Annotated in this window: 24 protein-coding genes and 3 tRNA genes; 17 read left to right on the forward strand and 10 right to left on the reverse strand. The window is 72.4% G+C overall.

The genetic code is table 11. The features are described from left to right. The first annotated feature begins 35 nt into the window (after window positions 1-35). A complete protein-coding gene (locus EFL26_RS19310; protein ID WP_123224500.1) occupies window positions 36-266 on the forward strand; it encodes a biotin/lipoyl-binding carrier protein in 231 nt (76 codons plus the stop codon). Between the two features lie 38 nt (window positions 267-304). Continuing rightward, a tRNA-Ser gene (locus tag EFL26_RS19315) sits at window positions 305-393 on the forward strand. 234 nt (window positions 394-627) lie between these two features. Here the strand turns inward: EFL26_RS19315 and EFL26_RS19320 are convergent. Then, complete coding sequence (locus EFL26_RS19320; protein ID WP_148046776.1) at window positions 628-984, reverse strand: hypothetical protein; 357 nt, start codon at window positions 982-984, stop codon at window positions 628-630. Window positions 985-1099: 115 nt separating this feature from the next. Here EFL26_RS19320 and EFL26_RS19325 point away from each other — a divergent pair, with 115 nt between their 5' ends. From EFL26_RS19325 to EFL26_RS24360, 3 genes are all read left to right on the forward strand, one after another. Then, window positions 1100-1573: a hypothetical protein gene (locus EFL26_RS19325; protein WP_123224502.1), complete on the forward strand. Its 474-nt coding sequence runs from the start codon at window positions 1100-1102 to the stop codon at window positions 1571-1573. Between the two features lie 93 nt (window positions 1574-1666). Further along, window positions 1667-1756 (forward strand) — tRNA-Ser (locus EFL26_RS19330). Between the two features lie 227 nt (window positions 1757-1983). Then, window positions 1984-2136 (forward strand): hypothetical protein, encoded by a 153-nt coding sequence (locus EFL26_RS24360; RefSeq protein ID WP_183408266.1) that lies wholly within the window; start codon window positions 1984-1986, stop codon window positions 2134-2136. A gap of 185 nt (window positions 2137-2321) precedes the next feature. On the opposite strand, the gene EFL26_RS19335 is transcribed toward EFL26_RS24360, so the two are convergent. Beyond that, window positions 2322-3347 carry a phospholipase D-like domain-containing protein gene (locus EFL26_RS19335; protein ID WP_246000280.1) on the reverse strand — a complete coding sequence of 342 codons (1026 nt, stop codon included), beginning with the start codon at window positions 3345-3347 and terminating at the stop codon, window positions 2322-2324. Window positions 3348-3548: 201 nt separating this feature from the next. Here EFL26_RS19335 and EFL26_RS19340 point away from each other — a divergent pair, with 201 nt between their 5' ends. Further along, complete coding sequence (locus tag EFL26_RS19340) at window positions 3549-4025, forward strand: CoA-binding protein (RefSeq protein WP_123224503.1); 477 nt, start codon at window positions 3549-3551, stop codon at window positions 4023-4025. A gap of 17 nt (window positions 4026-4042) precedes the next feature. Here EFL26_RS19340 and EFL26_RS19345 read toward each other — a convergent pair whose 3' ends face one another. Genes EFL26_RS19345 through EFL26_RS19365 form a run of 5 tightly spaced genes read right to left on the reverse strand, consistent with a single transcriptional unit; the run spans window position 4043 to window position 10975 of the window. Next, a complete protein-coding gene (locus EFL26_RS19345) occupies window positions 4043-4843 on the reverse strand; it encodes an SDR family NAD(P)-dependent oxidoreductase (RefSeq protein ID WP_123224504.1) in 801 nt (266 codons plus the stop codon). A 7-nt stretch (window positions 4844-4850) separates the two neighbouring features. Next, window positions 4851-6455, reverse strand: coding sequence for a xylulokinase (locus EFL26_RS19350; RefSeq protein WP_123224505.1), 1605 nt, complete (start codon window positions 6453-6455; stop codon window positions 4851-4853). Beyond that, a complete protein-coding gene (locus EFL26_RS19355) occupies window positions 6442-7515 on the reverse strand; it encodes an NAD-dependent epimerase/dehydratase family protein (protein ID WP_123224506.1) in 1074 nt (357 codons plus the stop codon). The genes EFL26_RS19350 and EFL26_RS19355 overlap by 14 nt, the downstream gene beginning before the upstream one ends. Beyond that, entirely contained in the window at window positions 7512-8708 is a 1197-nt protein-coding gene (locus EFL26_RS19360; RefSeq protein WP_183408267.1) for an MFS transporter, read from the reverse strand. Before EFL26_RS19360 ends, EFL26_RS19355 begins: the two co-directional genes overlap by 4 nt. Before the next feature lie 2 nt (window positions 8709-8710). After that, window positions 8711-10975 (reverse strand): aminotransferase class III-fold pyridoxal phosphate-dependent enzyme, encoded by a 2265-nt coding sequence (locus EFL26_RS19365; RefSeq protein WP_123224508.1) that lies wholly within the window; start codon window positions 10973-10975, stop codon window positions 8711-8713. 125 nt (window positions 10976-11100) lie between these two features. On the opposite strand from EFL26_RS19365, the gene EFL26_RS19370 reads away from it, so the two are divergent. The 7 genes from EFL26_RS19370 to EFL26_RS19400 all read left to right on the forward strand — a co-directional run bounded on the left by EFL26_RS19370 (window position 11101) and on the right by EFL26_RS19400 (window position 20273). Further along, window positions 11101-12273, forward strand: coding sequence for a PucR-like N-terminal domain-containing protein (locus EFL26_RS19370; RefSeq protein WP_123224509.1), 1173 nt, complete (start codon window positions 11101-11103; stop codon window positions 12271-12273). 85 nt (window positions 12274-12358) lie between these two features. Continuing rightward, window positions 12359-13666 (forward strand): SWIM zinc finger family protein, encoded by a 1308-nt coding sequence (locus tag EFL26_RS19375; protein ID WP_123224510.1) that lies wholly within the window; start codon window positions 12359-12361, stop codon window positions 13664-13666. After that, window positions 13663-15153 carry a DUF5691 domain-containing protein gene (locus EFL26_RS19380; RefSeq protein ID WP_123224511.1) on the forward strand — a complete coding sequence of 497 codons (1491 nt, stop codon included), beginning with the start codon at window positions 13663-13665 and terminating at the stop codon, window positions 15151-15153. Before EFL26_RS19375 ends, EFL26_RS19380 begins: the two co-directional genes overlap by 4 nt. Continuing rightward, window positions 15150-16265, forward strand: a complete 1116-nt coding sequence (locus EFL26_RS19385) for an AAA family ATPase (RefSeq protein WP_123224512.1) — start codon at window positions 15150-15152, stop codon at window positions 16263-16265. Before EFL26_RS19380 ends, EFL26_RS19385 begins: the two co-directional genes overlap by 4 nt. 3 nt (window positions 16266-16268) lie before the next feature. Continuing rightward, window positions 16269-18479, forward strand: coding sequence for a DUF5682 family protein (locus tag EFL26_RS19390; protein WP_123224513.1), 2211 nt, complete (start codon window positions 16269-16271; stop codon window positions 18477-18479). Beyond that, window positions 18476-19654, forward strand: coding sequence for a vWA domain-containing protein (locus tag EFL26_RS19395; protein WP_123224514.1), 1179 nt, complete (start codon window positions 18476-18478; stop codon window positions 19652-19654). The genes EFL26_RS19390 and EFL26_RS19395 overlap by 4 nt, the downstream gene beginning before the upstream one ends. Window positions 19655-19658: 4 nt before the next feature. Continuing rightward, complete coding sequence (locus EFL26_RS19400) at window positions 19659-20273, forward strand: TMEM175 family protein (RefSeq protein ID WP_123224515.1); 615 nt, start codon at window positions 19659-19661, stop codon at window positions 20271-20273. On the opposite strand, the gene EFL26_RS19405 is transcribed toward EFL26_RS19400, so the two are convergent. Further along, window positions 20247-20690, reverse strand: a complete 444-nt coding sequence (locus tag EFL26_RS19405) for a MarR family winged helix-turn-helix transcriptional regulator (RefSeq protein WP_123224516.1) — start codon at window positions 20688-20690, stop codon at window positions 20247-20249. The genes EFL26_RS19400 and EFL26_RS19405 overlap by 27 nt on opposite strands. Beyond that, window positions 20687-22156, reverse strand: a complete 1470-nt coding sequence (locus EFL26_RS19410) for an MFS transporter (protein ID WP_246000281.1) — start codon at window positions 22154-22156, stop codon at window positions 20687-20689. Before EFL26_RS19410 ends, EFL26_RS19405 begins: the two co-directional genes overlap by 4 nt. Window positions 22157-22223: 67 nt before the next feature. Here EFL26_RS19410 and EFL26_RS19415 point away from each other — a divergent pair, with 67 nt between their 5' ends. Together EFL26_RS19415 and EFL26_RS19420 are read left to right on the forward strand one after the other, a co-directional pair. After that, a complete protein-coding gene (locus tag EFL26_RS19415; RefSeq protein WP_123224517.1) occupies window positions 22224-23408 on the forward strand; it encodes a DUF4032 domain-containing protein in 1185 nt (394 codons plus the stop codon). Window positions 23409-23503: 95 nt separating this feature from the next. Continuing rightward, a complete protein-coding gene (locus EFL26_RS19420; RefSeq protein ID WP_123224518.1) occupies window positions 23504-23932 on the forward strand; it encodes a hypothetical protein in 429 nt (142 codons plus the stop codon). 89 nt (window positions 23933-24021) lie between these two features. Here the strand turns inward: EFL26_RS19420 and EFL26_RS19425 are convergent. Continuing rightward, window positions 24022-24094 (reverse strand) — tRNA-Arg (locus tag EFL26_RS19425). Window positions 24095-24348: 254 nt separating this feature from the next. Here EFL26_RS19425 and EFL26_RS19430 point away from each other — a divergent pair. Further along, complete coding sequence (locus EFL26_RS19430) at window positions 24349-26190, forward strand: phosphoenolpyruvate carboxykinase (GTP) (RefSeq protein ID WP_123224602.1); 1842 nt, start codon at window positions 24349-24351, stop codon at window positions 26188-26190. 50 nt (window positions 26191-26240) lie between these two features. Continuing rightward, complete coding sequence (locus EFL26_RS19435; RefSeq protein WP_123224519.1) at window positions 26241-26822, forward strand: GNAT family N-acetyltransferase; 582 nt, start codon at window positions 26241-26243, stop codon at window positions 26820-26822. Window positions 26823-26850 lie beyond the last annotated feature (28 nt).

The raw sequence follows: 26850 nt of genomic DNA on the forward strand, positions 1-26850 counted from the left end.
GCGAGTAACCCTCCGCGAGCGGTAGCGTCCCCGCCATGGCTGGTACGACGACCTCGCAGATCCTCGCCGAGATGGTGGCCAGCGTGCTGTCGGTCGCCGTCGCGCCCGGCGACGAGGTCGAGGCAGGCGACACCGTCATCCTGCTGGAGTCCATGAAGATGGAGATCCCGGTGCTCGTCGAGCGACCCGGTCGGGTCGCGGAGGTCCGCGTGGTCGCCGGGGACGTCATCCAGGAGGGCGACGTCCTGGTCGTCCTCGACCACTAGACTCCGGAGTCCTGCGCCCGGGCTCGCCCGCGGCGCGAGGAGGGGTGCCGGAGTGGCCGATCGGAACCGCCTTGAAAGCGGTCGCTGGCAGAGATGTCAGCCGCGGGTTCGAATCCCGCCCCCTCTGCTGGAGGCACGTGCGAAGCCGTGCCCCCAGCAGAGGGGGCGTGGCCGGGTCCGGCGGCTGCTGGAGGCACGTGCGAAGCCGTGCCCCCAGCAGAGGGGGCGTGGCCGGGTCCGGCGGCTGCTGATGGGAGACGCGTCAGCGGATCCTGTCGATGGTCATCGAGCAGCGTCCGCGGGTGGGGAACGAACCCGCGAAGAGCGTGCCGAGATGTGGTGACGTGCGTGCAGAGGTGCCCTACTCGCTGCCGCCGATCTCCATCGCGACCGAGTCGTAGACCAGGTCGTGCAGTCGCTGGCGGTAGTGCTCGACGTCGTTGATCAGCCGGCGGACCTCGGTCGCGACGCCGTCGGCCTCGAGTCGGTCGAGCAGACCGGCGCCCACCGCGGAGATCCGGCCGAGCAGCTGGCGGCGCTCCCGCTCCATCACGCCGGTGCGGGGGGTCAGCCACCCCTCGCGCGCCTCGACACGCTCGTCGCTGAGGGCCTGCCGGAGGATGGAGAGCCGCTGGCGCACCAGCCACCGCCAGTTCGACGCCGAGCGGGCGTGGGACAGGGTCTCCTGAAGGTCCGAGATCGCTGATTCGAGGGTCATCAGCACCACCTCACGAGGGTCGGTTCGTGCACAAGTGGGACCTTGAGTGTGACGCAGCCCACATCGGCAGGCAATACCTGCAGGGTGGTTGAAAGTGGCATCGGACAATGGCCCGGTGACCGATCCCGTCCGTTCGCGCGGCACCCGTGACTACGGGCTCGCGCGCGCGTTGCGCGCCCGCCTGCTGGGAGTCTCGCTCGCGGCGATCGGCCTCGTCCTGAGCCTCGCGGCGGTACTCGTGGCCCTCACCGGTCTGCCGGGCACGGTCCTGGCCGGCCTGGTGGTCCTCGCCGTCCTCGGCATCGCCGTCCTCGGGCTGCTGCTCGCCCGTCGCCCGTACGTCGTCCGCCTCGACGATCTCGGCTACCGGATCCGGTTCGTCCGCGGGGCCGGCCGGTCCGGCGCCCGCTGGACCGACGTGCTCGACCTGACCACCGCGGTCGTCTCCGGCACCGAGTGCGTCGTACTGCGGCTGCGTGACGGAGGGTCCTCGACGCTGCCGGTCAACGTGATCGAGGGCGATCGCGAGGAGTTCGTCGACGAGCTCCAGCGGCGCCTCGACGCGGGCCACGGCTACCGCCGGCTCTGACCGCGCGGCGGCTCCGGCTCCGGCGCACCACGCCCTCGGTGCGGCCGATTTCCCGCAGCCGTCCGGGCATGGGTAACCTGTCCCTCGCTGTCGGGAGGTGTCGCCTAGTCCGGTCTATGGCGCCCGCCTGCTAAGCGGGTTGAGGGCAAACCCCTCTCGCGGGTTCAAATCCCGCCACCTCCGCAGTGGTCTCGGGAGAGATCGACGAACGGGTCGGGCCTCGAGGCTCGGCCCGTTCGTCGTTCCGGGGCCGGTATTGCCCCCGCTGCGTCCGAACTTGCATGAACTTGCAGGAAGGTGCAGTGCACGTTCATGAGGCGCGATCTTCGTAGTGGGTTCCTGCGGGCTGGGCGAAACTTGAGTCACCGGCCGCATCCCCTGCGTGGTCGCAAGCAGAAGGAAGACCTCCGATGAGCAAGTTCCAGCGCCTTGCCCGCCTTGCGGCGGGCGCCCTCCTGGCGACAGGCGTGTTCGCCAGCGCCGCCGCTGCACCCGCGAGTGCGGCCACCGACACGAGCAGCAACCACAAGGTGGTCATGCTCGACACGGGATGGGGCGGCTGACCGACACACAACCACAGACGCGAGACGAGGACGCACGTCCCCCCCAGACAGTCCGTCGATGCCAACCCCCCGGCCCGTCTCGTGACCAAGGGCGGAGAGACCCCCACTCTCCGCCCTTGTCATGTCCGGGACCCGTTCCTGACCTGACCAGCGGCAGTGATCGAGGAGCCGGGACGACCCCCGACTCAGTCCGGCTCGGACGCGGCGGCCGCCCGCTGCTCGTGACGCTCCCGCTCCTCCTGCCGGCCGATCGCGTAGCCGAGCTGGAAGCGGGTCTCGACGCCGTACTCCGCCTTGAGCGAGGCGACGTAGCCGGCGTAGGTGCGGGTGCTCACGCCCATCCGCTTGGCGCTGGCGTTGTCGCTGTGGCCCTCGACCAGCATCCGCACCGTCATGTTGTGCACGTCGTCGGCGACCTCGCGCTCGGTGTTGAGCTCGCGGTCGGTGAAGCCGCGGGCACGCTCCCAGTAGCGCTCGAAGATGTCGACCAGGTAGGCGACCAGGCCGGCGTCGTGGATCGCCAGCGCCACCTGGTAGCCCTCGACGCCGGGCACGATGGCGAGCCGCCGGTCGACGACGATCAACCGGTTGAAGAACTCGTCGAGCGTGCGGACCTCGGCACCGTGCTTGATCACCTCCTCGACGTACTGCCGGGTGGCGACGCTGCGCCGGGCCGAGTGCTGGTAGAGGGTGCGCATCCGGAGGCCGCGCTGGAGCGCCCGCTTGTCGCGCTCGATCGCCTCGGCGAGCACGTCGGCGGGGCGGGCGCCGTCGGGCTGCGCGGTGAGCAGCTCGAACTCGGCGTCGCCGACGGCCGCGGTGAGGAACCGGTTGATGTTCGGCAGGCCGCGCAGCTCCACGATCGGCTGCTCGGACCGGGAGGTGCGCCGGTAGACCAGACCCAGCTCGGCGAAGGTGTTGGCCCAGTCGGTCGACTCGGCGAGCAGCTCGGCGGCGCGCTGGCCCATCGGGGAGACCACGCGGGACTGCACCGTGGCCGGGTCCACCGGCAGGTAGGAGTCGGTCGCGGGGTCGAAGGCGAGGAGGCCGAGGTCGACGAGGAAGGCGAACGCCTCGTGCTCCGGCGCGTCCTCGACGATGCGGGGGTCGTCCCCGCTGATGGCCCCCTCGAGCACGATCTTCTGGTACAGGTCACCTGCATGGGTCTGCAGGAGGCGACGGTGGGCAGCGCCGTACTCCGTGGGGGTCACCTGTCCGATTATTCACAAACATGCAACGGGCGGCATCGTTCTTTCGTCTCGACGTGACCGCCCGGGAGGATCACCGGCGGCTCCGGGCGCCTGCGGCGGGACCTTCGCCCGTGGTGCCCGCGGCGTGCTCGTGCGCAGCATGGGAGTGGCCGGGACCACCGGTTCCGGACGGGACCGCGCCGGCCAGGAGGAGGGTTCGTCATGGAGTCCGTGAAGACCGCAGCCGCCGAGTTCCTGTCCCACAAGCGGGTGGCGGTGACCGGGGTGTCGCGCAACGCCGGCAGCCACGGCAGCAACGTGGTCTACCAGCGCCTCAAGGAGCGTGGGTACGACGTGTACGCCGTCAACCCGAACGCCGAGACCATCGAGGGCGACCGGTGCTACCCCGACCTGCACGCGATCCCCGGCGGGGTCGAGGCGGTGGTGATCGGCACCCGGCCCGAGCGCGCGCTGGCCACCGTCCAGGAGTGCGACGAGCTCGGCGTCAAGGACGTCTGGATGCACCGCTCGTTCGGTGGCGGGAGCGTGTCGGACGAGGCGACGGCGTACGGCCGCGAGCACGGCATGACCGTGATCGACGGCGGTTGCCCGTTGATGTTCGAGCCGACCTCGGACCCGGGCCACAAGGTGATCAAGTGGGTGTGCCGGGCCAACCACCACCTGCCCGCTCACGTGTGAGGGCCGGGCGGCGGAGGCTAGCGATTGAGGTTCTCGTACTCGGGGGCGGTGGCTGCGGCGATCCTGTAGAACCCGCGAGGGCACACGCTGTGCAGCCAGATGGCGATCCGCTCCCGCGCGCTGGCGATCACGACGAGGGACCGTCCGCGGTCGAGCGCCCTGACCGTGCGGGAGGCGAAGGCCTCGACGGGCATGCCCTTCAGGCTCGCTTCGGACAGGTCGCCGAACGTCCGACCGCTCCCGTTGATGCTGTTCACCGTGATCGGCGTACGGACATAACCGGGTACGACCACCGAGACCCGCAGTCCGGGTTGCTCGGCGCGGAGCGCGTCGTAGAAGCCGTGCAGAGCGCGCTTCGCCGCGGAGTACGCCGAGCTGCACTGGTCGCTCAGCAACCCGTTGACGCTGCTGACGACCACCACCTGGTCGCCGTCGGTCAACGAGGGGAGCAGGGCCAGGGTCAGCACGATGTTGCCGTGGTAGTTGATGTCCGTCACGCGCCGGTAGATGGACAACGGGGTCTGGGCGACCCGGTCCTTGTAGTCGATGCCGGCGTTGTTGACCAGGACGTCCACGTGCCCGACGGCGGCCAGCACCCGAGCCGTGACCGTGTCTGCTCCGTCGAAATCAGTGACGTCGTAGGGGACGCACAGCGCTGAGTCCGGATCCGCGAGCTCCGTCCGCACGCGCTCGAGCTCGTGCTCACGGCGTGCACTGAGCACGACGAACGCCCCCCGTCGCGAGTACTCCTTCGCGAGTCCTTCACCGATTCCCGACGAGGCGCCGGTGATCCAGACGACCTTCTTCCTCGACACCATGGATCGCCTATCTGTTGTGCCGCGCGTAGATCCGCCGGTTCTTCTTGTAGAGCTCGGTGAAGGTGCGGTACTGCCGGTCGTAGACCGCCTGTCGCTCGGGATCCGGGTGGTAGGACTCCGCGATGTGCACCCGCGCCGGGACGTCCTCCCAGGCGAGGGCGCCGATGCCGATCGCCGCGATCAGCGCGGCACCGCGGGCGTTGGCGAGCACGGGCTCCTCCGCCTGCCGGATCGTGCAGCCGAGCACGTCGGCGAGCGTCTGGCACCACAGCGCGGACCGGGCACCGCCGCCGATGAACGTGAGCGCGGTGAAGCCGTCCGGCATCTCCTTGCGCAGGAAGCGCTCGACCGCGTCCCGCATCCAGCGCGCGTTCAGCGCGATGCCCTCGAAGACGCTGCGAGCCAGGTCGGCGCGCGTGGTGGACAGCGAGACGTTGAACCAGCCACCGCGGACGTAGGGGTCGTCGACGGGGGTGCGCTCGCCGTTGAGCCAGGGGGCGAACACGACGCCGTTGCTGCCCGGCGGTGAGCTGACCGCGAGGGCGTTGAGGCGCTCGAGGGCGTCCTCGGGGGCGGGCCGGGCGTCGAGCATGCCGTCGTCGGGGTAGACGACCCGCTCGATCAGCCAGTCGATCGCCTTGCCGGCGACGTCCTGCACGGTGGCGATCCAGTACCGGTCCGGCACGACGGCCGGCAGCGAGGCGACGTTGCGCAGCACGTCGGTGCGCTTGAAGGGCACGTGGGCGCTGAGCCACGCCGACGTCCCGATGTAGAGGTGTCCGGCGTAGTCCTCGACGGCACCTGCCCCGACGGCCGCGGCGGTCGTGTCGCCGGTGCCGGCGACGACCTGGACGTCGGTCGAGAGGCCCAGCTCCTCCGCGACCTCGGGGAGCAGCGTGCCGACCACGCTGGCCGGCGGCACCAGCTCGGGCAGCTTGTCCACGTCGAGGCGGCACCGGCGCGCGAGGGCTCGGTCCCACCGGACCGCGGAGGGGTCGCGGTTGTCGCTGCACCAGCGCAGCGTCGCGGTGTCGAAGCCGGCCACGGCGCGACCGGTGAGCCGCATCGTGAGGTACTCCGGTACGTCGAGCAGGTGGGCCGCGGCGGCGTACACGTCGGGACGGTCGTGGCGCAGCCACTGGGTCTGGCCCACCGGGTCCTTTCCGCTGCGGGACGGGGCGCCGCCGGTCTTGCTCAGCCATTCCCGCAGCGCCCGGGCGTTGTAGCCCGCACCGGGCACGGTCACCCCGCCGGAGGTCAGCGCCCGCGCGTAGTCCGCACCGCGGGCGTCCATCCAGGTCAAGGCGTTGTGCAGGTGTCGGCCGCGCGCGTCCACGGCGACGACGCCGCCCCACTGGCTGCTCATGCAGATCGCCGCGACGTCGTGCGGTGCGACCAGGTCGCGCGCCAGCAACCGGCGGGTGGCGGCGACGATCGCGCGCCACCACGCGTCCGGGTCCTGCTCGGCGCCGCCGCCGGGCAGCAGGATCAGCTCGACCTTCTCGGTCTCGTGGGCGAGCACCTCGCCGTCGGCGGTGGCGAGCAGCACCTTCGGGCCACCCGTGCCGAGGTCGACACCGAGGACGTGGCGCGTCGGCTCAGCCGTGGGCATCGACGAGCCTCCGGGCCCGGCGCCGGCCGCGCCAGGCGTCGTCGTGGGCGAGCACGGTCTCCTCGACCGGTCGGTAGTCGATGCCCAGCTCCTCGACGCTGCGCCGGTTGTCGACGGCGAACCGGATGCCCAGGTGCTTGCGGATGTAGTCCTGGGTGAGGCCGAACCTCGGGCCGAGCACGCGCACCGCGAGGTCGGGCACCTGGTGGCGGGGCAGGCCCAGCCGCGCCGGGTGCCGGTCGCGCACGATGCGCGACATCGCCACCATCGAGACCATCTCGGGCCGGGCGAGGATGTAGCGGCCGGAAGCGGCAGACCGCTCCGCGGCCCGGACGTGCGCGGTCGCCACGTCGCGGACGTCGACGAAGGTGAAGCTGAAGTTGGGCGCGCCGTAGAAGAAGTAGCCGCTCAGCAGCTCGTTCATGAGGAACAGGCTGCCCGACTCCGATCCCGGGACCAGCACCGGACCCAGGACGAGGCCCGGATTGATCGTGACCAAGGTCCAGCGGTCCTGCGCGTTGGCGGCGCTCCACGCCTCGAGCTCGGCGACGGTCTTGGCGTAGTGGTAGGGGTTGTTCTCCAACGTGCTGGTGATGTTGAAGTACTCCTCGGTGAGGGTCTGGCCGGCCATCTCGCGCACGTCGGCGTAGTCGCCGAAGATCGCCCCGACGGTCGAGGTGAGCACCAGCCGCTCCACCTCCGGCGTCCGCTCGATGCTGCGCACGATGTTGCGCGTGCCGAGCAGCGCAGGGTTCAGCACGTCGCGCCGGGGATCCTTGATCTGCTCCGGGAGGAGGAACGGCGAGGCGACGTGGAAGACCGCGCGACACCCGGCCATCGCCTCGTCGAAGGCGCCCGGGTGCAGCAGGTCGGCCCCGAACAGCTCCAGCGTGCCCGGCTTGCCGTCCGCGAGCCGGCGCAGCGGCCCGACCTTGTCGGTGCGGGTGAGGTCGCGGACGCTCGCGCGGACGGTGTGGCCCTCGTCGAGCAGCGCGTCGACCAGGTGGCTGGCGACGAAGCCGGTCCCCCCGGTGACCAGGACGGGCGCGGACCCGCTCATGCCGGAAGCTCCTCGGCGCGGACACGGTCGTCCTCCAGGTGCGACCGGGCGTGGCGGGGCAGGCGGAGCGCGAGCACGATGCCGGGGACGGCCAGTGCCGAGATCGCCACCAGCGCGAGGTACGGATTGCCGATCACGGCCTGGACGACGAGCACGAGCACGACACCGCCGAGGTTGCCGGCCAGGAGCAGGAAGCCGGTCGCCGTACCGGCGCGCTCGGGTCCGGACTCGAGCTCGGACCAGTCCAGCGCCACGGGAAGGCCGGCGAGGAGCACGAAGCCCTCGACCGCCAGCACCACGCCGGCGAAGAGCACGTCGTGGACCACGGCGATGGCGAGGAACGCGACCAGCGTGGCGAGGGTGGTGGTCAGGAGGACCTCGCGCCGCCGGTTGCGCCGGGCCGCGACGCCCGGCAGCACCGCCGCGCCGAGGATGCCCGCGGCGGTCATCACGGCGATCAGGCCTCCGGCGGCGCCCGGATGCCCGAGGTCGCCGAGGATCGAGTCGAGCCAGGTCGCGACCGCGTTGAAGACGCCGACCCCGACGAACAGCAGGCCGCCGAGGCGCCACAGCAGCGGGTCGTGCTTGAGCCAGCCGAGCGGTGCGTGGCCGGTGACCTCGGTCCGGTAGCCGGCCGGGAGCCGCAGCGCGGCCAGCACGCCGGCGGCTGCGGCCGTGGCGAGCACGGCGTGCACGACGAGCACGAGCCGCAGGCCGCCGGCGTCCCAGAGCAGCGTGCCCGTGAGTGCGGCGGCGAGGATGCCGACGAACTGCGCGGCGCTCGCCACCGAGATCGCCGTGGTCCGCTCACCCGGCGGGAAGTAGCGGGCCGCGACCTTGGTGCTGGCGTTGAGCACGAGCGGCTGACCGGCCGAGAGCACCAGCTGGCCGGCGAAGACCCAGCCGTACGACGAGGGGTGCACGACGCGCAGCAGCGCACCGCTCGCGGTGAGCAGCGCTCCCGCACCGAGCGCGGCACCGAACCGGCGGTCCATCCAGCGACCCGCGGGGAGCGCGAGCAGCACGTACATCAGCGGGTTGATCACCGCGAGGTCGCCGATCGCCCCCTCCGAGACGCCGAGCGCGCGATGCGCCTCCGGGGTGATCGGCGCGAACGACAGCCACAGCACCTGGGTGGCCGAGACCAACAAGCCGAAGGAGGCCAGCAGCAGCCACCGGCTCCGGCGCGGCACCCTCAGACCCCCTCGACCAGGGCGAAGACCTGGTCGAAGCGGTCGAGGGCGTCGTCGATGACCTCGTCGGTGTCGGCCATCGAGGTGTACATCCGCGAGCCGGCCAGCGTGATGATGCCGTGCGCGGCGTACGCGGCGCCCATGTGCTCCATCTGCTTCTTGCGGGGCTTGTTCTCCTTGAGCAGCTTCAGCGGGTTGTGCATGTCGAGGAGCATCACCCCGCTGCACTCGAGGTGGACGATCGAGCCCTGGTTGTAGGCGACGAACGGCAGGCCGTACCGGTCGATCAGGCGCTGCAGGCCGCGGGTGAGCCGGTCACCGGCGCGACCGGCGATCACCGGCGCGTTGGTGCGGGCCATCTCCTCGATCGCGAAGTAGCCGGCCGCGCTGGAGAGCGGGTTCGCGGACAGCGTGCCGCCGACCTGGATGTGCGCCCCGGACTTGCCGTCGAGGCCGGACCCGAACGTCGCCATGATCTCCTCGCGGCCGCCGACGCCGCCGGCCATCGGGTAGCCGCCGGAGACCGCCTTGCCCAGCACGGTCAGGTCGGGGGTGACGCCGAAGTACCCCGCGGCACCGCCCATGCCGACCCGGAAGCCGGTGACCACCTCGTCGAAGATCAGCAGCGCGCCGAACTCGTCGCACAGCTCGCGCACCTTCGCGTTGAAGTCGTACGGCGCCGGCCGGGTGCCCGACTCGGGGCCGAGCGGCTCGACCACGACGGCCGCCGTGCCGCCCAGGGCGCGGTTCTCGACGAGCTTGCGCTTGAGCTGCCCGAGGTCGTGCGGGAACGACTCGCGCGTGTGGCTGGTGGTGGCGAACGGGATGCCCTTGGCGTTCATCCGGAACGTGCCCGGCACCCGCAGGCCGTAGACCAGGGAGTCCGACCACCCGTGGTAGGCGCCGCCGAGCTTGATCACCATCTTGTTGCCGGTGAAGGCGCGCGCGCCGCGAACCGCCGCCATCACGCCCTCGGTGCCCGACCCGAGCGAGCGGTACATCTCGATGTGCGGCATGTACCGGTGGATGCTCTCGGCCAGCTTGAGCTCGTACTCGTGGAACAGCCCGGTCACCGGGCCCGACTCGCGGATCACGTCGGCGACGCGCTCGTTGACCGGCCCGTAGTTGCTGCCGAGGATCGTGGGTCCGCCGGCCTGGAGGAAGTCGATGTAGGTGTTGCCGTCGCGGTCGACGAGGTGGGCGCCCTCGGCCTTCTCGATCGCCAGCGGGAAGGGGAAGTTGAAGGCGAGGTTGTGCTGGACGCCGCCGGGGATGCGGGCCTTCGCCCGGTCGGTGATCTCCTTGCTGGAGGCGCACTTGGTGTCGAAGTAGTCGAGCACGCCGAGCAGCGCCTCGTGGCGCAGCTCGCGCACCGGCTGGGCGACCAGGGCCTTGAGCCGCCGCATGGTGTCCTCGACGTCGGGATACTCGCTGATCGCGTAGCCGAGGCGCGCGGCCTCGCTGCCCGGGGTCGTGACGACCTGCGTCTCCGGCTCCGGGTGTCCGGCGGCGGCGACCTCGGCGGCCACGGCGTCCGCGCTGGGGAGCTCCTCCAGCGCGGCGACGCGGACGGGCGGCACCGACTCGAGGATCTGCGCGGCGATCCGCTTCTCGTCCTTGCGCAGCTTGCTGAACGCGACCTCGCGGATCGGCGCGGGGATCGTGTAGACCTTGCCGGACTCGGTGGTGAGCGCCATCAGGTAGGCGATCGAGACCTTCTCCAGCAGCGCCATGTTGAAGACGGCGCGGTCGGGGTCGGTGCCGACGGCGACGATGCCGTGGTTGGCGATGATGAAGGCGTTGTCGCCGCTGGTCACCTTCTTCTGCACGTTCTTGGCCAGGAAGCCGGTGCCCGAGGGGGCGTAGTCGATGATCGCGACCTTCTTGCCGAGGAACCGCACCTGCTCGTCGCTGAGCGGCGGGATCTCCTTGCGCAGGTAGGCCAGCGCCGACGCGAAGGGCTGGTGCGTGTGCACGATCGCGTTCACGTCGGGGCGCTCGCGGTAGATGTTCGCGTGCATGCCGCACTCGATCGACGGCGCGAGGCCGGTGCCGCCCGGGTCGGGCACGTGCTTGCCGTCGAAGTCGACGATGCAGATGTCCTCGACGCGCATCTGGTCGTAGTCGTAGTTGCTCGGCGTGACGGCGTACAGGCGGTGGCCGGGGATGCGCACGGAGACGTTGCCCTCGGTGGCCTTGAGGTAGCCGCGCTCGAGCATGGTGTGGCACATGTCGACGACGTGCTGGCGGGAACGGTGGTGCTCCATCGGTGGCTCCTGGGTGACTCGGTACGACGGCAACTCCATCGTCCCTCCGGTGAGGTGGGCGCGTCTCCGTCACCGGATCGCGAAGAATTCGGACCGAATCTGTCACCGCGTGACAACATGACTCCATGGCCTCACCTGCGGTCCCGGTGCACCCGTGGGCCCGCCTGCCCCGGGGGCTGGCCACCGCGCTCGGCACGCGCCTGGAGCCGACCGTCGACGCGGTCGCCCGCAACGTCAGCGAGCTGGTGCCCGACTTCGCCGCGATCGACAACCCGAAGTTCGAGCGCGACGTCCACGAGGCCGTGCGGGCTGCGGTGGAGCGCTTCCTGGACCTGGTCGGCACCGACGAGCCGGCGCTGCCCGGCACGGCGCGCGAGGTGTTCGTCGCGCTCGGGGCCGCGGAGGCGCGCGAGGAGCGCAGCCCCGACGTGCTGCTCGCGGCACTGCGCACCGCGAGCCGGGCACTGTTGCGGACCGCGTCGCACGCACTCGGTGAGCTCGGTCCGCCCGAGGCCGGCGACGTGCTCGACCTCGCCGACGCGGTCACGGCGTACGTCGACGAGCTCGTCGCCGCCACCACGGACGGCTATGCGCTCCAGGTGCGTGAGCAGGCCGGCGAGACCGACCGGCGCCGTCGCCTGCTCGGCGAGCTGCTGCTGCGCGGCAACGCGGGGGACGCGGCGGTGCGCACGGCAGCCGCCGACATCGGCTGGCGCGAGCTCGGCGACCTCGCCGCGGTGCTGCTGCCGCTGGAGCAGGCCCGCGACGCGCGGTTCCGGTACGGCGGGGACGGGGTCGTGGTCGACCGCGAGCGCGATGCCGTGCTGCTGGTGCGCGCGGGCCGTCGCGCCGGGCGCGAGCAGCTGGCCGAGGCGCTGCGGGGGCGCGGTGCCGTGGTCGGCCCGACGGTGCCGTGGGCGCGGGTGCCCGAGGCGGTCCGGCTCGCGGAGCTGACCGGGCAGCTCGTGGCGGACCGGGGCGGCCGCGGCGGGGTGCTCTTCGTCGTCGACCACCTCGCCGGCCTCGCCCTGCACGGTGATGCGGGGGCGATGACCGCCCTCGCGGCCCGGCGGCTCGAGCCTTTCGCCGGCCTGCAGCCGGCGGCGCGCGACCGGCTGCTCCGCACCCTGCACAGCTGGTTGCTGCACTGGGGCTCGCGATCCGACGTCGCCGCGGAGCTGTTCATCCACCCGCAGACGGTGAGCTACCGGATCCGCCGGCTGCGCGCGCTGCTCGGCGACGACCTCGACGACCCGGACGCACGCTTCGAGCTGCTGTTGGTGCTGGCCGGGCGTTGATGCCCCGGACCGGCCCGGGTCGGGCGCCTCGGCTCGTCGGTTTCGGCCCCGCTCCGTCGGCGGCGCGGGTGATGATGGGGCGACCATGACTCGGTGGAGCCTGCAAGCGGTCGAGAAGGCCGCGCCTGACGCTGCCTCGCTGGCGGCCGGACGCAGGCTCGCGACGCCGGGGCCCTGGTCCGAGGTGGGCAGCACGGACTCGCTGGTGTGGGGCCGCTGCCAGGGGTCCGGCAGGACGCCGTACCAGGTCAGCATCGACCTCACCGGGCCGGCGTACCGGTGCTCGTGCCCGAGCCGGAAGTTCCCGTGCAAGCACGCGATCGGCCTGCTGCTGCTGTGGGTCCGGGGCGACGGCGCGGTGGCCGACGCGGCCGAGGGACCCGACTTCGCCAGCTCCTGGGCCCAGACCCGGGCCCAGCGGGCGGCCGAGCGGGCAGGCGAGCGCGCGACCGGCACCGACAAGCCGGTCGACCCCGAGGCTCGGGCCCGCCGGGTCGAGGACCGGATCCGGCTCATGGACGCCGGCATCGCGGAGTTCGCGTTGTGGCTGACCGACCTGGTGAGGGCGGGGACCGTCCAGGCGAAGCGCCGGCCGCTGAGCTGGTGGGACGCGGCCGGGTCGCGGCTCGTCGACGCGCAGCTGCCCGGCCTGGCCGACCGGGTCCGTGACCTCGGCAGCCAGGTCAACCGGCGCGACGACTGGGCCGACCATCTCCTCGACCAGCTCGGCCTGTGCTGGACGGCGGTGAAGGCCTGGGAGCGGCGGGCGCACCTCGACGAGGTGACGCTGGCCGATCTCCGCGTCTTCCTGGGCTGGCCGACCGCGACCGACGACGTGCGCGGCGCCGACGCGGTCGAAGGTCGCTGGCAGGTCCTCGGCGCGCACCGCTCCCTCGACGGCCGCCTCCAGCAGCAGCGCACCTGGCTGCGCGCCGTCGACAGTGGTGAGACCGTCCTGCTCCTCGACTTCGCGCCGCGCAACGGGCCGCTGCCCGCGGCGCGGCTGGTCGGCTCGGTGCTCGAGGCGACCGTGGCGCGCTATCCCGGCTCCTGGCCCCGACGCGCCCTGTTCGCCACGGAACCGGCGGTCGTCTCCACCGGTGCGCCGCTCCCGGCGGGGTCCACGATCGACGATGCCCTCGGCTCCTCCGCCTCGGCGCTCGCGGCGAACCCCTGGACGCCCCGGGTGCCTGCGGTCCTCGACCGGGCGGCCCTCGCGACCGATGAGGTCGTCGACCCGACAGGTACGGCGATCCCGCTGCTGCCGGTCGAGGACGCGTGGACGCTCGCCGCGCTCACCGGCGGTCGCGCCACCACGGTCTTCGGTGAGATCGAGGAGGGCGGCTTCCGGCCGCTCACGATCGACCTCGACCCGGTGGGGGAGGTCGGATGAGCGGGGGCCTCGGCGTCGACGCGTGGTGGAACGGCCTGGGCTCGGCGGCGCTGGTCGGCACCGGGCGCCGCGAGGTGCCGCGTCCACCCGATCCCCTGTCCGACCGTGTCGTGGCGCGCGCCGGCGAGACGTCCTCCGAGGTGAGCCTGCTCGACGCCCTCGCCGTCGGTACGGCGCTGCGCCGGGGCGGCCGGACCGGCCGCCACGTGCCGGACTCCGAGCGGGAGGCGGCGGCCGAGCCCGACCGACTGCCGCTCGCCCCGGCCACGGCACGCCAGCTCCTCGACCTGCTGCTCACCCAGTCCCCGGTCGGCCCCCGGCTGACGCCCCTGGCCCTGGGGGTGTGGCTGCGCGAGGCCGCCCGGGCCGGCGTACGGGTGCACCATGCGTCGCTGGTGCCGCTGCTGACCGCGGCGACGGCCACGCCGGAGCTCCGCGAGTCGGTGGTGCCCGTCCTCGACAACCGCGGCTCCTGGCTCTGCTCACGCAACCCGGCGTGGAGCTGGGTGCACGCGGTCGTTCCCGACGCGCGCGCAGGCGACACGGCCGACTGGGCCTCCTCGTCGACCGAGGTGCGTTCCTCCCTGCTCCGCAGCCTGCGGCGCACCGACCCGGCGCAGGCGCGCGACCTCCTGGACTCCTCCTGGACGACCGATCCGGCGGCGGCCCGGGCCGACCTGCTCGGGACCCTCGAGACCGGCCTCTCCCTCGACGACGAGCCGCTGCTCGAGCGTGCGCTGGACGACCGGGCGGCCGGCGTGCGGGAGGTCGCCTACGGACTGCTGGACCGGCTGCCGGGGTCCGCGCGGGCGGCGCGGTTGGCGGGCCTGCTCGGCGGCCTCCTCTCCACCTCCGGCGTCGTGCGCAAGAAGGTCCACCTCGAGCTCCCGCGGGAGCCGGACGCCGCGGCGGTGCGGGACGGGCTCGGGAAGGCGCCGAAGGGTCGGTCGCAGCGTGGCCTGTGGATGGAGCGGATCGCGGCCGGCGCGCCCCTGGAGACGTGGACCGAGGTGACCGGCGTCGACCCAGTGGGCGTCGTGCGGTCGCTGGAGGACCGCGACGCGCTTCGCGGACTCCGCTGGGCGGTCCTCGTCCGGAGGGACGCCGACTGGGCACGCGCCCTGCTCGACGTCGGCTGGGACGCCGCCCTGGTGGGGCTGCTGCCGCCGGACGACGTGGCCCGCCGCGTCCTCGACCGGCTGGAGCAGGTCACGACCCTGCACGAGTACGCCGCGACGCTGCGCCTGCTGCCGCCACCCTGGAGTGCGGAGGCCAGCGCGCGCGTGGTGAAGCGGCTGGCCAAGCTGGACCCCTCCGCGCTGGGCACCGCGGACCTGGTCACCGTGCTCGCGCTGAGCCTGCACCCCAGTGCCGCTCCGGCGGTCCAGCGGCTGGCAGCCACCTCGGAGGGCGGCCGGCTCACCCCGCTCCAGCACCTCGTCCAGTACCTCTCCCTCGTCCCGACCATCACGGAGGCCTTCCGATGACCGATCCCTCGATCCCCGACCCGCAGGCCGGGGGCGACGGTGTCCTGCGCGCCCACGCCGAGGACCAGTACGCGGCGGAGCTCGCGGCACTCGCGGACGTGGACGACCGGCCCCGTCCGCCGCGGTGGCGGCTCTCGCCATGGGCCGTCACGACGTACCTCCTCGGGGGACGGCTGGTCGACGGCACCGAGATCAGCGCCAAGTACGTCGGCCCGCGGCGGCTGATCGAGATCGCGGTCGCCTCGCTGGCCACCGACCGCGCGCTGCTGCTGCTCGGCGTACCGGGGACCGCGAAGACGTGGGTCAGCGAGCACCTCGCGGCGGCGGTCAGCGGCAGCTCGACCCTGGTCGTGCAGGGCACCGCCGGCACGGCCGAGGAGTCGCTGCGCTACGGCTGGAACTACGCGCGCCTCCTGGCCGAGGGCCCGTCGCGGGCGGCGCTCGTGGAGAGCCCGGTCATGCGTGCCATGGAGAGCGGCAGCCTGGTCCGGATCGAGGAGCTCACCCGCATCCCCGCCGACGTGCAGGACGCGCTGATCTCGATCCTCTCGGAGAAGTCGCTGCCGGTGCCCGAGCTCGACCTCGAGGTCCAGGCGCTGGCGGGGTTCAACGTGATCGCGACCGCGAACAACCGGGACAAGGGCGTCAACGACCTGTCCTCCGCGCTGAAGCGGCGGTTCAACACGCTGGTGCTGCCGCTGCCCGACAGCCTGGAGCAGGAGGTGGAGATCGTGCGCACGCGGGTGGCCGCGATCGGCAGGTCGCTGCAGCTGCCCGCCGACCTCGAGTCGATGTCGGAGATCGCACGCGTCGTGCAGATCTTCCGCGAGCTGCGCTCCGGCGTGACGCTCGACCAGAGGACGACCGTCAAGTCGCCGTCGGCGACGCTCTCGACGGCCGAGGCGATCTCGGTGATGACGAACGGGTCCGCGCTGGCGGCGCACTTCGGCGACGGTGTCGTGCGGGCCGACGACGTGGCCGCCAGCATCACCGGCGCGGTGGTGAAGGACCCGGTCCAGGACCGGATCGTGTGGCAGGAGTACCTCGAGACGGTCGTCAAGGACCGCCCCGAGTGGACCGACCTCTACCGCGCCTGCCGCGAGCTCGCCTGACCCGTGACGACGACGCGCGTCGAGGTCCTCGGCATCCGGCACCACGGGCCCGGGTCTGCCCGCTCGCTGCTGGGCGCCCTGGACGAGCTGGAGCCCGAGGTGCTCGTGATCGAGGGCGCTCCCGAGCTCGACGCCCTGGTCGCGAGCGCGGCCGACGCCAACCTGGTGCCACCGGTCGCCGCTCTCGCGTACGCCGCCGAGACTCCCCGGCGCGCGGTCTTCTACCCGCTGGCGGTGTTCTCGCCCGAGTGGGTGGCACTGCGATGGGCGGCGGCGCGGGGCGTGCCCGTCCGGTTCGCGGACCTGCCGGCGGCGCACGTGCTGGCCGGTGACGAGCGGGCTGAGGTCGGCCGGCGTACCGATCCGATCGGGGCGCTGGCCCAGGCGGCCGGGTACGACGACGCCGAGCGCTGGTGGGAGGACGCCGTCGAGCACCGCAGCGGCTCGAGCCTCGAGTCGTTCGCCGCGATCCGCGAGGCGATGGCGGAGGTGAGGGCGGCGAGCGACGACGAGGACGACGAGAACCTCGTGCGCGAGGCCGCGATGCGCCGGGTGCTGCGCGCCGTGGTGAAGGAGGGCCCCGCGCGGGTCGCCGTGGTCTGCGGCGCCTACCACGCGCCGGCGCTCCATCCGGACGCCTGGCCACCGGCCACCCAGGACACCAAGCGGCTGGCCGGGCTGCCGCGCACGAAGGTCGCCGTGACCTGGGCCCCGTGGACGGCGAACCGGCTCGCCCTGGCCAGCGGGTACGGCGCCGGGGTGCGCTCGCCGGGCTGGTACCAGCACCTGTTCGTGTCCTGGCAGCAGCACGACGAGGTGGTCACCGGGTGGCTCAGCAGGGTGGCGCGGGCGCTGCGCGACGAGGGCCTCGACGCGTCACCGGCCGGGGTCGTCGAGGCGACCCGGATGGCCGAGGCCCTGGCCGCCGTACGCGCGCGCCCGTCGGTGGGGCTCAGCGAGCTGTCCGACGCCACGCAGACCGTCCTGTGCGGCGGCTCCGACCTGCCGCTGCGACTGATCGACGAGCGCCTCGTCATCGGCGAGGACCTCGGTCGCGTGCCCGACACCGTGCCGCTCACGCCGCTGGCCCAGGACCTCGCCCGGCTGCAGCGCTCGCTGCGCGTCAAGCCGACGGCGTCGACCAGCTCGATCACGCTCGACCTGCGCAAGGAGGCCCAGCGGGAGCGGTCCGTCCTGCTCCACCGGCTCCGGCTGCTCGGTGTCCCGTGGGGCCGGCCGACGGACGCCGGCCGCTCCACCGGCACGTTCAAGGAGGCCTGGGACCTGCGCTGGGAGCCGGAGCTGGCCGTCGGTCTCATCGAGGCGGGTCTCTACGGCACCACCGTCCACGAGGCCGCGGAGGCCAAGCTCGTCGAGGACGCCGGCTCGGCCCCCGACCTCGCCACGCTGGGCCGCATGGTCGGTGAGTGCCTCACCGCCGATCTTCCCCGGGGGCTGGCAGCGGTGGTCGACACGCTGGCCGAGCGCACCGCCCACCAGCACGACGTGCTGGCCCTGCTCGAGGCCATCGAGCCGCTCGCGCGCACCCAGCGGTACGGCGACGTCCGCGGGGCCGACACGCGCAAGGTCGCCGGCGTGCTCCACATCGTGGTGACCCGCGCCGCGGTCGGGCTCCGGGCCGCGTGCGCGTCGCTCGACGACGACGCAGCGGCCGCGATGCGCCGTGCGGTCGACGCGGCGGACCGCGGCGTCGCGCTCGTGGAGCTGGCCTCCGTCACCGACCCGTGGCGAGCCGCCGTGCTCGCCGTCTCCGCCGACGACCGCATCCACGGCCTGGTCGCCGGCCGCGCGAACCGTCTGCTCCTGGACCGTGGGGCCCTCGGGTCCGACGACGTCGCCCGCCGGATGAGCCGGCGGCTCTCCCTCGGCGCCGACGCGGTGGCGGGCGCCGCCTGGCTGGACGGCTTCCTCGAGGGCGATCCGCTGCTGCTGCTGCACGACCCTGCCCTGCTGGGTCTGGTCGACACATGGGTCGCCGGGGCGGAGGAGTCGACGTTCGAGGACCTCCTTCCGCTGCTCCGGCGCACGTTCTCCCGCTTCGACGCGGCCGCACGCCGCCAGATCGGGGTCCGGCTCCGGCGGCCCGACGCGGAGCACGGACCCGCGCCCACCGACCTCGACCTCGACCGAGGCCTGCCCGCTGCCCTCACGGTCGCCGAGATCCTCGGCCTCGCCCGGGTGGACGCGTCATGACCGAGGAGCGTGACCGGCTCACCCGGTGGCGGCTGATCCTGGGCCGCGACGCGGCCGAGGGTCTCGGGGCGGGGATCGCCCTGACCGCCGACGACGAGCGGCGCGACCAGGCCCTCGGCGCGCTCTACGGTGACGGGGCGCGCCGGGGTGGGCTCAACGCGTCGGCGCCGCGGGTGGCTCGCTGGCTGGGTGACATCCGGGGGTACTTCCCGTCGTCGGTCGTCCGGGTCCTCCAGGCCGACGCGATGGACCGGCTCGGCCTCCACCAGCTGCTGATGGAGCCCGAGCTCATGGAGGCGGTGCAGCCCGACATCGGCCTGGTCTCCACGCTGATCGGCCTGGGCCGGGTGATCCCGGAGCGGAGCCGGGCGACCGCGCGGGCCGTCGTGCGCAAGGTCACCGACGAGCTCGAGGAGCGGCTGCGGGCCGAGACGGTGCAGGCCGTGACCGGGGCGCTCAACCGGGCCGCCCGCACCCGCCGTCCGCGGCACGCCGACATCGACTGGCGGCGCACGATCGCGGCGAACCTGAAGCACTACCTGCCCGAGCACCGGACCGTCGTACCGGAGCGGCTGATCGGGTTCGCCCGTCGCTCGACCCGCGTCGAGCGCCACGTGATCCTGTGCATCGACCAGTCCGGCTCGATGGCGGAGTCGGTGGTGTACTCCAGCGTCTTCGGAGCAGTGCTGGCGTCGGTCCGGTCGGTGGCCACCAGCCTGGTCGCGTTCGACACCGAGATCGTCGACCTCACCGACGAGATCGAGGACCCGGTCGACGTGCTCTTCGGCGTCCAGCTCGGCGGTGGCACCGACATCAACCGCGCGCTCGCCTACTGCCAGGGGCTGATCCGCCAACCCGCGGACACGGTGCTCGTCCTGATCAGCGACCTGTACGAGGGCGGGATCGCCGAGGAGATGCTGCGCCGGTCGCGCGAGATCGTGGACTCGGGCGCCACGATGATCGCGCTGCTGGCGCTCAGCGACTCCGGGGCGCCGTCGTACGACGCGACGCACGCGGCGGCCCTGGCCGGCATCGGTGTTCCTGCGTTCGCGTGCACGCCCGACGTGTTCCCCGACCTGATGGCCGCGGCGATCGAGAAGCGTGACATCGGCGCCTGGGCGGCCTCGCACGACATCGTCACCAGCCACGGCGACGACGACGAGGTGCCATCCTGAGCCGGTGAGCGCGCTCTACAACGAGTACTCGGGCCGCAGCGTCGACCGCGTCCAGGCCCTGGCCGACGGTGTCTTCGCGGTCGCGATGACCCTGCTGGTGCTGGACGTCCGGCTGCCCGACACGCACGCGTCGGACAGCCACGAGCTGTGGTCGCAGCTGACCGGGCTGGGGCCGAGCGTGGCGGCGTACGTGCTCAGCTTCACGATGCTGGGCACCTTCTGGCTCGCGCTGCACACGGTGCTCGCGCTCTGCGAGCGGTCGGACCGCACGCTGGCGTGGGCGGTGCTGGTCTTCCTCTTCTTCGTCACGACCTTGCCGTTCACGGCGTCCGTGCTCGCCGACCACACGCACCTGTGGCTGGCGGTCGTCCTCTACTGGCTCAACCTCGTGGCGCTCGGCGCGTGCATCGCCTGGATGCTGGTGCACGCCGGTCGCAGGCTGGTCGGTGCCGACGGCCACGACGGACTGACCCTGGTGCGACGGCGCCTGGTGCTGGCCCAGTCGGCCTACGCGCTCGCGGTCCTGCTGGTCCTGGTCAGCCCTGTGGCCAGCATCGTCGCGCTCGCGGCCTTCCAGCTGTTCTTCGTGATCTCACCGCGGCTGCCGTTCCGCGCCTGAGGTCTCGACCAGCCTCCGCAGGATCCGGTCGAGGCTCCGCACCTCGGCGTCGGTCAGGGAGAGCAGCGCCTCGGGCGGGGTGGACTGGATCTCGTCGGCCGTGCGTGCGACGGCGCGGCCGGCGCCGGTGACGCGCACGAGCTTGGAGCGCCGGTCGGCCGGGTTGACCTCGCGCTCGACCAGGCCACGGCTCTCCAGGTCGTCCACGATCACGGTGATGTACGGGGGGTCGGTGACCAGCGCCGCGCACAGGTCGCGCATCGGCAACGGGCCGGGCAGCAGCATCCGCAGCGCCTTGGCCCGCAGGTAGCTCATCCCGATCGCCTCGGAAACCGCGCCCCGGCGGTCGTGCAGGTCGAGCACCAGCGTGCGCATCGACTGCCAGGCGCTGGTCGCGGGGTCCGGTCGGTCGCTCATCGGGTCACCATCGCACTCTCATCGGGCCGGGGCGCCTGCTCGTCGAGGAGGTGGGCGACCGTGCCGGCCGAGCGGGCGGCCCACCGGCCGGTCGAGAGCCAGGCGAGCAGGAGCACCGCGGCGGCGTACCCGACGACGATCCACCAGCCGGGGTGGGTCGCCGCGGAGAACTGCGTGCGGATCCCCGCGCCTGCGCCATGGCTCACGACGGCGCCGACGATCGCGACGCCCAGGGTGGCGCCCACCTGCCGGCTGGTGCTCGCCACTGCGGCGGCCACGCCGGCCTGGCTGCGGGGCATGCCGGACACCGCCGTGTTGGTGATCGGCGCGTTGACCATGCCGAACCCCGCGCCGAACACCAGGTTGCAGCCGAGCAACCAGCCGTAGCCGACGTGGTCGGTCAGCGCGGTGAGGGGCAGGGCCCCGACCAGCAGCGCGGCTCCCGCGATCAACAGGGGCAGGCGCGGACCACGGTTGCCGACCAGGCGTCCGGACAGGGGCGCCAGCAGCACGGTCATCGCCGCCATCGGCAGCAGGAACAGCCCTGCGTGCAGCGCGCTCAGGCCGCGCACGTCCTGGAGGTAGAGCGTGTTGAGGAACAGGAACGCGCTGAAGGCGCCGAAGGCGGAGATCGCCATCAGGGTCGCCCCGGAGAACGGGACGCTGCGGAAGAAGGTGAGCTCGATGAGCGGGTCGGTACGGCGGGACTCGTGGACCAGGAACGCCACGAACGCCACCACGCACAGGGCACCGATCGCCCAGATCTCGCCGGAGCCGCCGGCGCGCGGGGCCTCGATGATCGCGTAGGTCAGGGACAGCAGGACCACGATGACGAGGACCTGCCCCAGCGGGTCGATCCTCCGGGCGCGCTCTGCCTTGGACTCCGGCACGAACAGGGCGGCGAGCACGAAGGCCGCGATCCCGATCGGCACGTTGACCCAGAAGATCGAGCGCCACCCGATGCCCTCGACCAGGACGCCGCCGAGCACGGGACCCAGACCGAGGCTGATCCCGACGACGCCGGCCCACACGCCGATCGCGCGGGCGCGCTCGCGCGGGTCGAGAAAGACGTTGGTGATGATCGACATCGCGACCGGGTTGAGCATCGACCCGCCGACCGCCTGCAGCATCCGGAACGCGACCAGCCAGCCCAGGCCGGGCGCGACGCCGCACAGCAGCGAGCCGACGCTGAACAGCACGAGCCCGAGCTGGAAGGTGCGCCGGCGCCCGAGCCGGTCGGCGGTCGAGCCGGAGAGGATCAGCAGGCTGGCGAGCACGACCGTGTAGGCGTCGATGATCCACTGCAGGCCGGAGACCGACGCGTGCAGGTCGGTGCGGATCGCGGGCAGCGCGACGTTGACGATCGTGACGTCCATGCCGACCAGGAGCAGGCTCAGGCAGCAGATCGCCAGGATCAGCAGCCGTCGGCGTGGCGTGAGGTCGGCCGGCTGATTGCTTGTGTTCACACAACTATTCTGCAACCAGAAGCAAATTGATGGGGCGGGCAGGTCGCTCTCGTCGCTAGCCTGAGGCGTGCGCGTCCTCGCCAGCACCCCGAACCCCGGGCTGCTCACGCTTCCGTGGGGCACCCCGCTCGAGCGGTGGAGCGAGCACGTCGTGCCGGTGCCGCGGGGGCTCTCCCGTCACGTGGTGCGGGTGATCCACCTCGACGGCGTGTTCTACGCGGTCAAGGAGACGCAGGAGGACATCGCCAAGCGGGAGTACCGCCTGCTCCGCGACCTCGGACGACGCAACCTGCCTGCGGTCGTGCCGGTCGCGGTGGTCTCGGAGCGCCCGGCCGATCTCGGTGCGGCGCTGGTCACCCGCCACCTCGCGTTCGCGCTTCCCTACCGCGCGGTGTTCGCCAACGGGCTGCCGGCCGGTGGCGTGCCGCTGCTCGTCGACGCGCTGGTGGTGCTGCTGGTGCGCCTGCACCTGGCCGGCTTCTACTGGGGTGACGTGTCCTTGTCCAACGTGCTGTTCCGGCGCAGCGCCGGTGAGTTCGCGGCGTACCTGGTCGACGCGGAGACCGGCGAGATCCACCCCGAGCTGTCGCCGCGGATGCGCGAGTACGACGTCGAGGTCGGCTGCGAGAACGTCTTCGCCGAGCTGCTCGACCTCCAGGAGGCCGAGCCGTCGCTGGCCGACGAGGTCGACCCCTTCGCCGTGATCGAGCGGATCCGGGACCGCTACGGCTCGCTCTGGCACGAGCTGACCGCCGAGGAGCAGTTCAGCACCGACGAGGTGTGGCGGATCGAGCAGCGGGTCGAGCGCCTCGGCGACCTCGGGTTCGACGTCGCGGAGCTCGCCATGGACACCGACCCGACGGGCGGCACGGTCTCGATCCGGCCGCGCGTGGTCGAGGCAGGGCATCATGCGCGCGAGCTCGCCGAGCTCACCGGCCTGGAGGTCGAGGACAACCAGGCCCGCCGGCTGCTCACCGACCTGGCGTCGTACGCCGCCCACCACGGGATCACCGACCGCGCCGCCGCCGGCCGTCGCTGGCGCTACGAGATCTACGACCCGATCGCCGAGATGGTGCCGCCCGAGCTGCGTGGCCGGCTCGAGCCGGCCGAGGTGTTCCACCAGCTCCTCGAGCACCGGTGGCTGCTCTCCGAGCGCGCCGGGCGCGAGATCGACATCTTCGAGACCGCGCGCGACTACCTCGACACCGTCCTCGCCCGGCTGCCCGAGGAGAAGCTCACCGCCCCGGAGTGACCGCGCATGGGCGGTGTGGCTCGAGTGGCCATGGGCCCCGCCCGGTGGGTCCTTCGCCGCTGGTGGCCGGCGGCCTCCGGCGAGACGCTCGTGGCATGACGCAGACCGCAACTCAGCCGGTCCGGACTCGCGTCGGCACCTCGGTCCCCGGTCGTCTCGTGGCCGTGGCGATCATCTGGGCCGCCAGCGCGGTCATCGCGATCGGCGCACCTGACATGGTCAGCGGGTCGCAGCACGAGCACCTGCCGATCGCCGCGATCACCGTGTGGCTCTGGGCCGCCGTCGGCTCCGGCTACGCCTCGATGGCGCCGGTGCACGACGCGCGCGCCTGGCTCTGGGCCGTCGCCCTGGTCTGGGGTGCCACGGCCGTCGCGACGGTGCTGGCACCCGAGATGGTGACCGGCTCCGACCCCACCCGCATCCCGATCGTGGCCCTGGTGGCTCCCCCGGTGGCAGCCGTCGTCACGGGATTCCTGGCGCTGAACCAGGCCGTCGGCGAGGCCGGGTCGCGCCGGCGGCGGTGAGGGCCGCGGCTCATAGCCGTCGGAAAAGCAGAGAGCCGGACCCACGTCCTGGGTCCGGCCTGTCCGGGATCTCGCGAGAGATCACCCTGCGCGCTCGGAGGGATTCGAACCCCCAACCTTCTGATCCGTAGTCAGATGCTCTATCCGTTGAGCTACGAGCGCACGCCCTCGTGGTGCCGGAGAGCGGTGAGCATCGTAGCGCGAGGCCTGAGGACCCACGAAATCGGGCACTAGGGCCCTGTGCCCCGTCCGTGGTTGATCGATCCAATAGGTGGGGCAGGAAGGTACAGGTAGATTCAAGCGCGTCCTGATCGCGCCCCCTCCCTGTGAACGTGATCCGGCGCCCCTCGATCGGCTGCAACGGCGCGACGATCCACAGCTCAACAGTCCCCAGGATCCGAGAGGACACGAAGACGATGGCAGACGTGGAGAAGGCCCTGGATGACGCGGGTGTGACCAACCCGCACGTGCGCGAGTACGTCGCGTACTGGGCCGACCTGACCGGCGCCGAGCGCGTCGAGGTCGTGGACGCGGCCGACGACGCCCGCCTCATCAAGGAGGCGCTGGACGCCGGCGAGCTGCTCCCCGCGGGCGAGGGCCGGTACTACTCGCGCAGCTACCACAAGGACACCGCGCGCTCCGAGGAGCGCACGATCGTGGCCACGAACGACCCCAAGGACAAGGGTGTCTACAACAACTGGCGCCCCGCCTCGGAGATGAAGCCGCTCCTCGAGGAGCGCATGCGCGGCGCCTCGGCCGGCAAGACCATGTACGTCATCCCCTACCTGATGGCGCCTCCGGGCTCCCCGCTCGCCCCGTGGGCGACCGGCGTCGAGCTCACCGACTCGCGCACCGTCGTGCTGCACATGATCCGGATGTCCCGCGTGGGCGTGGACTACCTGGAGAACCTCGACGACCCGAACATGTTCGTCCGCGCGGTCCACGTGACCGGCGACCTGGAGCACCTGGGCCAGGGCACGCCCGACGACAAGCGCTACTTCGTGACCGTGGCCGACGAGCGCACGATCCTGCACTTCGGCTCGTCGTACGGCGGCAACGCGCTGCTCGGCAAGATCGCGCACGGCCTGCGCCAGGCGGCGTACGACGGCTGGGCGTCGAACAAGTTCCTCGGCGAGCAGTACATGCTGATCGGGATCCACGACAAGGAGACCGGCAAGGACTACCACATCTGCGGTGGCTTCCCGAGCGCCTCGGGCAAGACCAACCTCGCGATGATGCTGGCTCCCGACGCCCTCGGCGACCGCTACCACGTCTCCTTCTACGGCGACGACATCGCGTGGCTCTGGGTCGACGAGAAGGACGGCAAGCTCTACGGGATGAACCCGGAGTACGGCGTCTTCGGGGTCGCGAAGGACACCAACGAGAAGACCAACCCGACCGCGCTCGCGTCGGTCGACGAGGGCACCGGCGTGATCTTCACGAACATCGCCTACAACCCCGACACCCACGAGGTCTGGTGGGAGGGCCGCACGCCCGAGCCGCCGGCCGACGTCACCGGGTGGCTGGACTGGAAGGGCAACCCGATCGCGGACCGCGCCGAGGGCGAGAAGGACGCTCCCTGGGCGCACCCGAACAGCCGGTTCACGACCACGCTCGACAACGTCCCGAACATCGCGAAGGACTACAACGAGCCGCAGGGCGTGCCGATCGACGCGATCATCTTCGGTGGCCGCACCCGTGACCGCGAACCGCTGATCCGCGCGATCACCGACCTCGCCGAGGGCGTGTACGACGGCCTCACGCTGGGCGCCGAGGCGACGTTCGCCGCCGAGGGCGTCGACGGGCAGCTGCGCTACGACCCGATGTCGAACCGGCCGTTCATGGCCTACGGCGAGGGCGACTACGCCGCGCACTACCTGAAGATCGTCGGCGCCGCGAAGGAGCAGCCGATCTTCGCCCACGTCAACTGGTTCCAGCGCGACCCGGAGGACGGCCACTTCCTGTGGCCGGGCTACCGCGAGAACCTGCGCCCGCTGCTCTGGCTGCTCCAGCTCAAGAACGGCGAGGTCAAGGGCCGCGAGACCGCGGTCGGCATCATCCCGACCGAGGACGAGCTGAACCTCGAGGGCATGGACATCGCGCCCGAGGACCTGCAGACGATCCTCTCCATCAACGTGCCCCGCTGGCAGCAGGAGATGGGCCACCGCGAGGAGCACCTGAAGCAGTTCCCGAACATGCCCGAGGAGATCTGGGAGGCCCACCGCCGCGTGGCCGCCGCCCTCGAGACCGAGGTCTGAGCACCACCCGCTGGCACGAACGGCTCGCGGGATCGGGCAGGCTTGACGCCATGAGCGTCAGCCCTGCCGGTCCCGCGAGCCGTTGCCGTGTCCGGCCGGCGACCGCTGCGGACGCCGCTGCGCTCGCCGAGGTGGCGGCCGCGACCTTCGTGCTCGCCTGCCCGCCGGGCATGCCGCCGGAGTCGGTGGCGGCGTTCGTCGCGGAGAACCTCACCGCGGAGCGGTTCGTCGAGTACGTCGAGGACACCGGCCGGGCCGTGCTGGTCGCCGAGGAGGACGCCGAGGAGGGCGCCGCGTCCGGCACGCGGGCCGTCGGCTACGCGATGCTCGTGCACGGCGAGCCGTACGACGAGAACGCCCGTGCCGTCGTACGCCACCGCCCGACCACCGAGCTCAGCAAGATCTACGTGCTGCCCGACGCCCACGGCGGCGGCGTGGCGCGCGCGCTGCTCGACGCCGCCCTTGTCGCGGCGCGCGAGGTCGGTGCCGCGGGCATCTGGCTCGGGACGAACCAGGCGAACGTGCGGGCCCAGCGGTTCTACCTGAAGTCCGGCTTCGAGCGGATCGGGACCAAGCGGTTCTGGGTCGGCGACCACTGGGAGGACGACTTCGTCTTCGAACGGCCGCTGTGACCCGCGGCCATGGACAGGTTCCCGGGGC

This window comes from Nocardioides pocheonensis, assembly GCF_003725535.1.
In the GTDB taxonomy this organism is placed as follows: domain Bacteria; phylum Actinomycetota; class Actinomycetes; order Propionibacteriales; family Nocardioidaceae; genus Marmoricola; species Marmoricola pocheonensis.